The organism is Rhodococcus sp. WS1 (genome assembly GCF_003797745.1).
GTDB classification, from domain to species: Bacteria; Actinomycetota; Actinomycetes; order Mycobacteriales; family Mycobacteriaceae; genus Rhodococcus_F; species Rhodococcus_F erythropolis.
Genome location: NZ_RKLZ01000001.1, coordinates 1,378,436 through 1,391,590 on the forward strand (window position 1 = coordinate 1,378,436; position 13,155 = coordinate 1,391,590).

A 13,155-nucleotide genomic window follows, 5' to 3' on the forward strand; every position below is an offset into this window, starting at 1 on the left:
TTACCCGGCCGTACCCCCACGGCCCGCTGACACCGACTGTGCGTCAGCTATCACCGAGCTCACAAGTGTGGCGAGACCGTCGACGCCAAGTGCCGGCAGGATGCCCGGAACAAGGCCGGCGAGCGACACCGAAACCAGTGCATCGGGAGCCAGAGCAGCGCCCATGGCGGTACGCATGGCAACGAGTTTGGTCGACAACTCACCGAAGGTGACCGCCTGATCACCGTGGGTGAACGCAATTGCCTCAGGATCGGCGGCCGCCGCCGCGGCTGCCAGTTCGGGCAGATCTGCCGCGGACTTCGGCTCGGCAGCGCTCGCTTCCTCGCGTTCCTGATCGGTCACGATGTCGATCGTACGAATCACGACCCCGGGATCGGTCACCAGTTCTTCGAGCACCCGCCCGAATCGCGCCGCGAAAAGAGCGATGGTCGATTCGTCGAACAGGTCGGTCGCATAGGTGAAACGCATCCTCAGCCCGGACAGCACCCCGGCATCGTCGAATTGCTCGATACCGGTGAGCTGCAGATCGAACATCGCCTGATCGAAACCGCTGTCGACCGCAGAGAGTTCCAGGCCTGGGAGTTGGAACGTACCAAGAGCCATGTTCTGGAATGTGAGCATGACCTGGAAGAGCGGCGAGTATGCGTGAGAGCGCTCTCGCCCCAATTCGTCGACCAACCGCTCGAACGGTACGTCGGCATTGGCGAATGCCGACAAGTCCTTGTCCTTCACGTGCCCCAGAAGGTCGACGAAAGTCGAAGCAGGAGCGATCTCCGTTCGCAGGACCAAGGTGTTGACGAACATCCCGACAAGATCGTCGAGAGCCCGCTCACCTCGACCCGCGATCGGCGTACCGATTGCGATGTCGTTCGATCCACTCATCTTCGCCAGCAGCACGGACAGGGCAGTGTGAACCACCATGAAGACTGTCGAGTTCTGCTCCCGTGCGATCGTCGCGAGCCGGTCCGTGGTCTCGGAATCGACGGCAAACTCGAATTCCGCACCGCGCATGCTCGCGCGCGCCGGCCGCGGCCGGTCGGTCGGCAGTTCCAGAAGCTCCGGAGTGCCCTTGAGCTCGTTCACCCAGTACGCGAGTTGACGGCCCAGCTGACTGTCCGCGTCCTCCGGCGATCCGAGGACATCACGCTGCCACAGCGTGTAGTCGGCGTACTGCACCTCGAGCGGAGCCCACTCCGGCGTCTCCCCGCCGGTACGTGCGGTGTACGCAACCATGGTGTCTCTGATCAACGGAGCCATCGAGAAGCCGTCACCGCTGATGTGGTGAATGACAACGACGAGGACCCGCTCGGATTCGTCGACCTCGAAGAGACGGATTCGCAACGGAACGGCTGTCGTGACATCGAAGCTCTCGCGAACTGTGTCAGCCACCTGCTCGGCGACCGACGCTTCGTCGGTTGCGATCACTTCCAGTCCCACCGTCGCTGCGGAGCGAGGCAGGATCATCTGAACCGGTCCGTTGCCCTGGTCCGGGTATACCGTCCGGAGCACTTCGTGACGCTCGATCAGATCCGACACCGCGGAGTGAAGTGCGTCGACATCGAGAGCGCCGGACAACCGGATCGCGACCGGGATGTTGTACGCACCCGAGGTCTTGTCGAACTGATTGAGCACCCACATACGTTGCTGCGCCAACGACAGCGGGATCTCGTGCGGACGCACCTGGGCCACCAACGGTGGGCGGCCACCCGATCCCGCGTGTTCGAGAACCCTCGACGCCAATGCCCCGACAGTCGAGGCCTCGAAGATCACACGGACCGGAATCTGCGCGTCCAACGCCTCACCCAGCCTCGACACGACCTGCGTCGCGACGAGAGAGTTTCCGCCGAGCTCGAAGAAGTCGTCGTCGAGGCCGACCCTCGCCACACCGAGTACGTCAGCGAACACACCCGCCACGATCTCTTCGACGGGGTTGGTCGGCGCACGGAATTCGGTCGCCTCGAATTCGGGGTCGGGCAGGGCTTTGCGATCGACCTTGCCGTTGATGTTGAGCGGTAGTTCGTCCAAGACCATCAATGCCGCCGGCACCATGTAACTCGGCAACTCAGCCACAAGAGTCCGCTTCAAGGTTTCGACATCGATGCTTTCCCCGCTTTGAGGAACGACGTAGCCGACAAGTCGATCACCGGTACGCGCATCCGACTTGGCCACCACCACAGCGGAGTCCACGCTGGCCTGCTTGCGAAGAAGCGCTTCGATCTCACCGAGTTCGATGCGGTAGCCACGGATCTTGACCTGGAAGTCGGCGCGCTCCACGTAGTCGAGTTCGCCGTTCTGCGTCCACCGGACGAGGTCGCCCGTGCGGTACAACCGCGAACCCGCGTCACCGAAGACGTTGGCCACAAATCGTTCCGACGTCAGATCCGCGCGCCCGTGATAGCCGCGAGCAAGCTGAGCACCGGCGAGGTAAAGCTCCCCGGTGACTCCGACGGGGACCGGATGCAAACGCGTGTCGAGCACGAACACCTGCGTGTTCCATTCGGGGGCACCGATCGGCACCGACGTCGTATCGTCCGAACCGACGACGTGCGCTGTCACCGAGACCGCGGCCTCGGTCGGACCGTACAGATTCACCAACTGCGCGTCGCTGAGTTCTGCAAACTCGGTGGCCGTCGCGGCCGGCAACGCTTCACCGATCGCGAGCACCTGACGAAGCGATTCCGGAAGACTATTTTCCGACGCCGACTGCAACATCGCGAGCATCGACGGCACCACGTGGAGCGTCGTGACCTTCTCCCGCGTCATCAGGTCGAGCAGGTAGCTCGGGTCCTTGTGACCTTCAGGTTCGGCGATCACCAGTCGTGCACCGGAAGTCAGTGCCGACCAGAACTCCCAGACCGAGAGGTCGAAGGTTGCCGCCGTCTTGAGCACCATCGCATCGGATCGGTCCAGGCCGTACTGATCGCGCTTCCAGAGAATCTGGTTGACCACCGCCCGATGCGAGATCGCGACGCCCTTCGGCCGCCCCGTCGATCCCGACGTGAAGATCACATAGGCGGTGTTGTCCGCTCGCAGTGGAGCACTGCGATCCCTATCGGTAACCATCGCGTCCGCGTAGGACGCGAGATCGATCGTGTCCATCTCGATCACAGAATCACCGAACGCCGGATTCTTCGCAGTGGTCGAGGTAGTGAGGACGCAGACCGGATCTGCCATGGTCAACACGTACTCGATGCGATCGGCCGGGTGGTTCGGATCGATCGGTACGTATCCACCACCTGCCTTCACCACCGCGTACATGGCGACCAACAGTTCGACCGATCGCTCGATTGCCAACGCGACCAACGACTCCGGACCGACACCGGTTGCAATCAGATGGCGTGCGAGACGGTTGACACGTGCATCGAACTCGGCGTAGGTCAGCGACGTGTTCCCGGCGACCAATGCCACCGCACCTGGGTTCGAACCGACCTGCTCGTCGAACAGTTCGACCAGAGTGGCTCCCGGGACGGGGTGATCGGTGTCGTTCCAGCGGTTCAGGATCCGGTCGCTCTCGGACGAATCCATCAGCGCGAAGTCGCCGACGGTCAACGACGGATCCGACGCGATCTCCCCGAGCAATCGCACGAATCGATCGGCGAAGTCCTGCACGGTCGACTCGTCGAACAGATCATGCGCGTAGCTGAACATCGACGTGATGCCGGCTGCAGATCCGTCGGCGTCGTAACGATCACTGACGATCAACTGAAGATCGAACTGCGCGACCCCATTGTCGATATCGACGCCCTTGACGGTGAGTCCCGGAAGCTCGAGCCCTCCGGTTTCCATGTTCTGGAACAGGAAGCCGACCTGATAGAGCGGATGACGAGCGGTCGAACGCGGAGGGTTGAGCACCTCCACGAGTCGCTCGAACGGAACGTCCGAATGTGCGAACGCTTGAAGGTCGGTCTCCCTGACACGTCCGAGCAGGTCGAGGAACGGCGCACCGCTGTCGATCTGCGTACGGAACACCAAGGTGTTCACGAACATGCCGATGAGATCGTCGAGTGCCCGCTCACCGCGTCCGGCAATGGGCGTACCCACCGCGATGTCCTCGGTTCCGGACAGTCGAGCCAACAGCATCGCGAACGCAGTGTGCGTGAGCATGAACAGCGTCGAATTGTTTGCCCTGGCAAGACCGCTCAGCCGAGCATGCAACTCTGCATTGATATCGAAGTGCAGGTAACCGCCGCGGAAGGACTGCGTCGCGGGGCGCGGCCGGTCAGCTGGAAGTGCAAGCTGATCAGGCAGCCCGGCGAGAGCATCGCTCCAGTACGCAATCTGCTGCGAAGCGATAGATCCCGGGTCTTCCTCACGGCCCAGCACCTCTCGCTGCCACAGGCTGTAGTCGGCGTACTGAACGTCGAGAGGAGCCCAGGACGGTGTGTACCCGGCAACCCGCGAGGCGTATGCGGTCACGACATCTCGAGCGAACGGTGCCATCGAGGAACCGTCGGCGGAAATATGATGAATCGCGACACCGAGTACGTATTCGTCGGAAGCCAACTGGAACAACCGGATACGAATCGGGATCTCGCGTGTGACGTCGAAGCGCGTCGACGCCAGCGCGACCAACTCACCTTCGAGTTCGTCCACGCCGGTCGGTTCTGCGACGATTTCGTCCGACCAACTCGACACGGGCTTGACGACCTGCACCGGACCGTCTCCGATTTCCGGGTAGACGGTTCGAAGTGATTCGTGCCGCCCGATCACATCAGAGATGGCCGCGCTCAGCGCCGAGACATCGAGATCACCCTGAAGGCGCAGCGCCATCGGGATGTTGTATGCAGCAGCGCTCCCGTCGAATCGGTTGAGGAACCACATACGCTGCTGCGCCAACGAAAGCGGAATCCGCTCTGGCCGTTCGACAGCGGTCAGCGCGACTCGCCCACCCGAACCGGTCCGGCTTTCGGCATGTGCCGCGAGATCCTGCACCGTGGACGCTTCGAACAGAACTCGAACCGAAAGTTCGGTATCGAGAGCATCGGCGATTCGCTTGATCGTGCGAGTGGCGTTGAGGGAGTTGCCGCCGAGCTCGAAGAAATCGTCATCGAGACCCACCCGATCAACACCCAACACCTCAGCGAACACCGACGCGACGATCTCCTCCACCGCCGTCACCGGAGCCCTGAACACCGCGGCCTCGAACACCGGCTCCGGCAACAACTTCCGATCCAACTTCCCCGAAGCATTGAGCGGAAACGCATCCAACACCACAAACTGCGACGGCACCATATACGACGCCAACCGCTCCCCCACACCCACCTTCACCACATCAACATCAACCGAAGATCCCACCGCAGCAGTGACATACGCAACCAACTGATCACGCCACACCACCACCACCACAGAACCCACACCCACCTGATCCCGAACCGCAGACTCGATCTCCCCCAACTCGATCCGCTGACCACGCAACTTCACCTGAAAATCACTACGACCGACATACTCGAGCTCACCCGACACACCGATCCACCGCACCACATCCCCCGTGCGATACATCCGCGAACCCGACACGCCGAACGGATTCGCCACAAACCGCTCCGCCGACAAATCCACCCGCCCGAAATACCCACGAGCGACCTGCACACCCGACAAATACAACTCACCCGCAACACCCACCGGCACCGGACGCAACCGCGAATCCAACACCAACACCGACGAATTCCACACCGGAGCACCCATCGGCACCACCACACCCACACCATCGAGCGGACCCGCCGCCGTCGCATGCACCGTGAACTCCGTCGGACCATACAAATTATGAACCTCAACCGACGGCAACACCGACAACACCCGACGCACCACCGACGCCGGCAACGCCTCACCCGCCGCGAAAATCACCCGCAACGAACCCAACCCACCACCACCGAGGCGCGAGATCGTCGCCTCCGACGTCTCGACAACCTGATCGACGAACACCTCCAACATCGACGGCACAAACGACACCATCGACACCGACTCCGCCGCCACCACCGACGCCAAATACCCCGGATCCCGATGACCGTCATGAGTAGCCACCACCAACCGAGCACCCACCGCCAACGGAACAAACAACTCCCACACCGACACATCGAACGTCACCGGAGTCTTGAACAACACCACATCAGAACCCGACACCGCATAACGCTCCGCCAACCACGACACCTGATTGACCACACTGCGATGACTGACCGCCACCCCCTTCGGCCGACCCGTCGACCCCGACGTGAAAATCACATACGCCGTATTCCCCGACCGCAACGGCGCAACCCGATCCACATCAGAGACAGGCGCACCCGAAAAACCAGACACATCAACAACATCAACCTCGACCACCGGCACAACACCAGCATCGAAACCAACATCAGACGTACTGACCACACACACCGGCGACGCCGACTCCAACACATACCCATTACGCTCCGCAGGCTGATCCGGATCCACCGGAACATACCCACCACCAGCCCTGAGCACACCGTAAACCGCAACCAACAAATCAACCGACCGACGAACCGCAACACCCACCAACGACTCCGGCCCCACACCCACCGAAACCAAATACCTGGCAAAACGATTCACCCGAGCATCGAACTCCGCATACGACAGAGACTGACCCTCGAACGAGAGCGCCACCGCACCCGGAGACGCCGCCACCTGCGCATCGAACCCATCCAACACCGACACACCCGACACAACCCGAGCCGTGTCATTCCACCCCTCGAGCACCAACGAACGCTCAACAGAATCCAAAATATCAACGTCACCAACACGCACCGAAGGATCGGTGGCTACGGAGGAGAGCAGTCGAAGAACTCTGTCCAGCAACGCAGTTGCGTAGTCGGCATCGAAGAAGTCCGGTAGGTACCGCAGCGTCAAGTGCAACTGCTCGTCGAGTGCGATCAGCAGGGTCAACGGGTAGTTCGTGGAATCGTCCGAGGCGATGTCGTCGATCATCATTCCGTCGAGAACATCCGCCTGTGCGGCGAGGCCCTCACGGTCGACCGGGTACGACTCGAATACAACCAACGTGTCGAACAGTGTTCCGACGTCCGCTGCTTTCTGGACATCGGTCAAACCGAGATAGTGATGATCAAGCATTCTCGCCTGCTCGATCTGGACCCTGGCAACCAATTCTTCGACGGACTCCGCGGCGTCGAGGCGCACCCGCACGGGAAGGGTGTTGATGAACAACCCGACCATCGATTCGACGCCGGTGAGCGCCGGTGGCCGGCCGGACACTGTTGCACCGAAGACAACGTCGTCGGTTCCGGTCAACGCACCGAGCAGGACCGCCCACGCGCTCTGCACGATCGTGTTGGCGGTGACCCCGAGTCGTGCGGCCAGAGCGGTGAGCGCCGCGGTTGTCTCCGACGACATCGACACGTTCAGCTTCTGTGACAGCGCGGTGAATTCCTGTCCGCCTGTGACCTGAGCAAGCAGCGTCGGCTCTTCGACGCCGGAAAGCGCATCCGCCCAGGCCGTGAGTGATCGATCACGATCCTGATCGACAAGCCACGCCAGGTAATTGCGATAGCTACGCACACGCGGAAGAACCGAGTCGTCACCACGCGTCGCGTACAGCGCCAACAGGTTCTGCAAGAGCAGTGGCACCGACCAACCGTCGAGAATAATGTGGTGATTCGCCACCACCAAGCGATAGTCCCCCTCCGCCATGGTGACGAAGGTGAACCGAATCAACGGCGGTGATGCCATGTCGAAGTGTGTCGCCTGGTCAGCTGTCAAAACTTCGTCCAGGGCTGCCTCACGGTCGACCGCCGCGATATCGCTGAGATCGATGTTCCGCCACGGGACGGCAACATCTTCGAGGACTATCTGGACCGGCGTTCCGTCGTCGTCGGCCGTGAATGCCGTTCGCAGGTTCGCATAACGGTCGATGATTCCCTGTGCTGCAGTGCGCAATCGGTCGGAATCCACCTTCCCGGACAGAGTGAGAATCATCTGCACCGAGTAGAGGTCGACGCTGGATTCCGCCAACATCGCGTGGAAGAGCAAACCGGACTGCAGCGGTGCCAGGGGCCAGATGTCGGTCACCGTACCGAATCGATTCTCGAACCCGTCGATATCTCGTTGGCTCACGGAGACAAGCGGCACGTCGGACGGTGTGAGTCCACCGGCTCCGACGGAGCGAGAATGCTCCACCAGGGCAGTCAGTGCTTCGACCCAAATCTGTGCAAATGTCTCGACACTCTCGCCGTCGATGGCACCGACGGGGTATGCGAAAGAGGCCTCCAGAACAGCACCGTCTGCGCCGTCGTTGACGATCGCATTGATGTCGACGACCTTGTTTGCGGGCATGTCGACGTCTTCGGGTGCCGACACCTTGGCGAAATCGCCGGCCGGCAGCCACCCGAGTCCCTCGACGCCTGCCGGAAGATCCTCGGCGACAACTCGTCCCAGGTAGTTGAAGCTGACCTGTCCCCCGGCGAAGCGAGAAAGCACTGCGCGCGTGTCTTCGTTCAGGTAGCGCAGCAGTCCGTACCCGACGCCCTTGTCCGGGATCGCCAGCAGCTGTTCCTTCACTGCTTTGATCGCGCGTCCCGCCGAATCACCTCCGGCGAAAGCGTCACCCAGATCTACCTCGGAAAGATCGAGACTGATCGGGAAGGCAGCGGTGAACCAGCCAACGGTCCTTGACAGATCCGCGCCAGGAATCACGGCTTCTTCGCGACCGTGGCCCTCGAGTTGCAGCAAGGCAGACGTCGAGTCGATTCCGGCTCGGCGACGCCACTCGATCAGCGCGAGTGCCAGTCCAGCGAGCAGGCCGTCGTTGGCGCCGCCGTTGAAAACCTCCGGCAGCGTGGTCAACAGAGTCTCCGTCACCTGAGTGGGGACCGTCACGCTTATCCGCTGAACCGTTGCCGCAACGTCGACGGCAGAGTCGTACGCCCTCTTACCCAGCACCGGGTCCGGTGTCTGCAACACCTTCCGCCACGTATCCAGCTCGGCCACACGCGAATCCCGATGGGCCTCTTCGGACAAAGCATGAGCCCAGCGTCGCATCGACGTACCCGTAGGTTCGAGAGCCACATCCCCCGTCGCTCCGCTCGCCCCGGCCATCTGAGCCGCAGCCGACACCAGATCCGGAACAATGATTCGCCAGGAAACCCCGTCGACGATCAAGTGATGCGCAGCAATGATCAAGCGCCCGGTGCGAGTGGGACCGAAGTCGACCCACACGAACTGAACCATCACGCCGCCTGCCGGATTCAACCGGCCGAGAGCCTCGTCGAGGCCCTTGGAAGCCGTGAGAACAATTGTCGACTCGTCCGAGGACGCATCAACATCCACCCGGCTGAGTAGATCCTCGACGTCCACGGTTCCCGGCTCGGAGACCGACATTCCCCAGCCGCGACCGTCGGAGATCAACCGCGATCGGAACATGTCATGGTGGTCGATGACGGCGGCGAGGGTTCGCACGATGTCGGTTCGCTGCGCTCCGAGTGGAAGCTCGAGAGTCATCGTCTGTGTGAATCGGTTGTAGCTGCCACCGCGCTCGACCATGAATCGTTCGATCGGCGTCAACGGCATCCAGCCGACTCCACCGCCCGGCAACTCCTCGAGCACCACCGCGGCCTCGACGTCGGCGGCATACTTCGCCACTTCGGCCAATGCCGCGACAGTCTTGCTCTCGAAGACGTCACTGGGTGCGAATACGACCCCACGTGCCTTCGCCCGCGAGACGAGCTGGATCGACATGATCGAGTCGCCGCCCTGCGCGAAGAACGAGTCGTCCGTTCCGATTCGATCCAGACCGAGAACGTCCGCGAAGATCTCGCTCAGGACTTGTTCCATCTCGGTAACCGGGGCGCGGAATTCCTTGGTCTCGAAGACCGGCGCTGGGAGCGCTTTTCGGTCCAGCTTGCCGGCCGGGCTCAGTGGCATGTCCGAGGAGACCATTATCGAAGCCGGAACCATGTGAGCCGGAAGGGTTCTGGAGACGAATTCGATCAATTCCGCCGAAGTGACCGAAGCGTTCTTTCCGGTGAACACGTACGACACCAGTGCCGGAGCACCCGACGGCAGGGTCGTACCCATCGTCGCAGCGAACTCGACCTCGGGGTGTGCGGTCAATGACGCATCGATCTCACCGAGTTCGATACGGAAACCGCGAATCTTGACCTGGAAATCGTTGCGGCCCACGTATTCCACGGCGTAGGTGGAGGGTGCGGTTCCAGCGACCCAGCGCACCACGTCACCGGTTCGGTACATTCGCTCGCCCGGATTACCGTGCGGGTTTGCCACGAATCGATCGGCGCTCAAGCCCGGGCGACGATGATAGCCGCGGGTCACCTGAGGACCGGACAGATACAGCTCGCCCGAGACTCCGAGTGGAACTGGATTGAGTCGTGTGTCCAGAACGAAAGCGGCCATGTCACCGATCGTGGCGCCGATGTCCATTCGGTCACCCGGCAGAAGCGGAACGCTGACGTTCGTCACGATCGTCGTCTCGGTCGGGCCGTAGACATTCAAGAACGTCCTGGGAGCCGAAGCCGATGCGGTCGAGCCGTCACCTGTCGTCCACTTGCTGATCAGTTCCGGCGAATACGCTTCGCCACCCACGCCTACGACCGTCAGGTCGTCCAGGCCGCTCGGGTCCATCGACGCCAGAGCCGCTGGTGTGATGAACGCATGCGTGACTCGTTCGCTACGGAACACCTCAGCCAGTTCGTCGCCGCCGTACACGCCAGGCGGGACGATGACCATCGTCGCGCCGGTGGCCACCGCGAGGAACAACTCGAGCATCGACGCGTCGAAACTCGGTGACGCGAAGTGCAGTGTCCGCGAGGTGGGCTTCACGAGGTAATGCGCGGCCTGAGTGACACTGAAGCTCGCCAGACCGGCGTTGGTCGCGACAACGCCCTTCGGCAGTCCGGTCGTGCCGGAAGTGTAGATCACCCAGGCAGGATGAGCAGTCGTCAGTGGACGGACACGTTCCTCGGCATCGATTGGCGCTCCGGACACTCCGGCGGTCATCTGTTCGCCACGTGGTCCGTCCACGACCAACCACTCGACGTCGTCGGTGAGGTTCGGACGTTCGACGTCGAGGGTCAGGCCTACCTTTGCACCAGAGTCGCTGAGCATGTGCGCGATACGGTCTGCCGGATAGTGCGGATCGATCGGAACGACCGCTGCCCCGGTCTTCGACACTGCCCAGACCGCGAGTACCGATTCGACGGATCTCGGAATCGACACCGCCACAAGATCTTCAGCCCCGAGACCACGGTTGATCAAAACGCGGGCCAGCTTCGACGACCACTCGTCGACCTCGCGATACGTCATGGACCTACCGGCAACGGCCTGCGCCGTGCCGGGGTAGCGCAATGCGACGTTGTCCGGGTAACGCGCAGCAGCGTCGGCAAGAATCTCGGCCAACGGCGCCTGCGCTACTCCTGACGAAGCCCTTTGACTCGTCAGAACCTCACGCTCGGACGAGTCGAGGATTTCGATGTCACCCACTGAAGTTGCGGGGTCCGTCGCAATTCCGTTCAGGATGCGCATCAATCGTGCGGCGAATCCGCGGACGGTCGATTCGTCGAACAGATCCGTCGCGTACGTGAACGTCGCCGACAGCCCTTCTGATACCTCACTGATCGTGAGCTGCAGGTCGAACTTGGCCACAGTCTCGTCGATTGCGAACTCGGCGGCCGTCAGACCCGGCAGAGCCAACGAATTCTGCCCCAGGTTCTGGAACGCCAATGCCACCTGGAACAGCGGGTGGTGTGCCCTCGACCGAACGGGATCCAGCACTTCCACGAGCCGCTCGAAGGGAAGGTCCGAGTGCGCGAACGCCTGAAGATCGGTCTCTCGAGCCGACGACAGAAGTGTGGTAAACGGGGCCGAAGGATCAACCTCGGTACGTAGCACCAAGGTGTTGACGAACATTCCGATCAGATCGTCGAGTTCGGATTCACCTCGTCCTGCCATCGGCGCGCCGATGGTGATGTCCGTTGTTCCCGACAGACGTGCGAGAAGTGATGCCAGCGCCGAATGGACCACCATGAACATCGACGCATTGTGCTCACGACCGACACCGATCAGCCGCTCATGCAGTTCCTGACCGATCGAGAATTCGAATGTTGCTCCCTGACCGGAGAATACCGCCGGCCGGGCCCGATCCCCGGGAAGATTCAACTGTTCGGGCACGCCGTCCAATGCTTGCGCCCAGTAAGTGATCTGCTGCGCGATGATTGACTGCGGATCGTCCTCGGACCCGAGAACCTCACGCTGCCACAACGAGTAATCGGCATACTGCACCGGCAACGGCGTCCAGGTCGGAGCCTGGCCGTTGGTTCTGGCGTAGTAGGCGGTCATGATGTCGCGGGTCAGCGGGCCCATCGAGAAACCGTCGGTCGAGATGTGATGCACCACGAATACGAGAACGTGCTCGTCGGCCTTGGTCTGGAAAAGCCTGGCGCGCAACGGAACCTCGGTTGTCACGTCGAAACCCGTCGCCACGAAGTTCGTTACCTCGGAAACAATCTCTGAATCCGAGACCAAGGTTGCAGCGAGGTTCACGCCGACATCAGCCGGTGCAACGATCTTCTGGTAGCCGATTCCGTCGACCTCGGGGTAGACCGTGCGGAGAACCTCATGGCGGCCGACAACGTCCGAGACAGCCTGTTCCAGCCCCGACACGTCCAGTTTTCCGGTGAGCGTGATCGCAACCGGAACATTGTTCCCTGCCGAGTTCGTATCCAACTGGTTGAGGAACCACATGCGCTGCTGCGCCAACGACAACGGAACCTGCGCCGGACGCACCTGCGCAGTCAACGCCGCACGCGAACCACCACCAACACGAGAACCGAGTCGGGCAGCAAGCCCTTCAACGGTCGACGCCTCGAACAACTCCCGCACCGACACCGAAGCATCCAACGCCTGACCCAACCGAGACGTCACCTGCGTCGCAATCAGCGAATTACCACCGAGCGCGAAGAAATCATCATCCAAACCAACACGCTCAACGCCCAGAACATCCGCAAACGTCTGCGCCACAACCTCTTCCACCACCGACGTCGGAGCCCGGAACACCGCAACCTGCAACGACGGAACCGGCAACGCCCGACGATCCAACTTCCCGTTCACCGTCAACGGAATCGAATCCAACACCACAAACGCCGACGGCACCATGTACTCCGGCAACAACGAACCCACCGA

The 13,155-nt window shown here is 61.7% G+C and carries 1 protein-coding gene (running past one end of the window); it reads right to left on the minus strand.

All coding sequences use genetic code 11. The features are described 5' to 3' along the window. A protein-coding gene (locus EEB12_RS06320; protein ID WP_141487528.1) for a non-ribosomal peptide synthase/polyketide synthase crosses the window boundary here: on the minus strand, nt 1–13,155 show its 3' portion. 15,591 nt of this gene lie beyond the right edge of the window; only the last 13,155 of its 28,746 coding nucleotides appear in the window; its start codon lies off the right edge, out of view — the gene reads right to left on this strand; its stop codon occupies nt 1–3.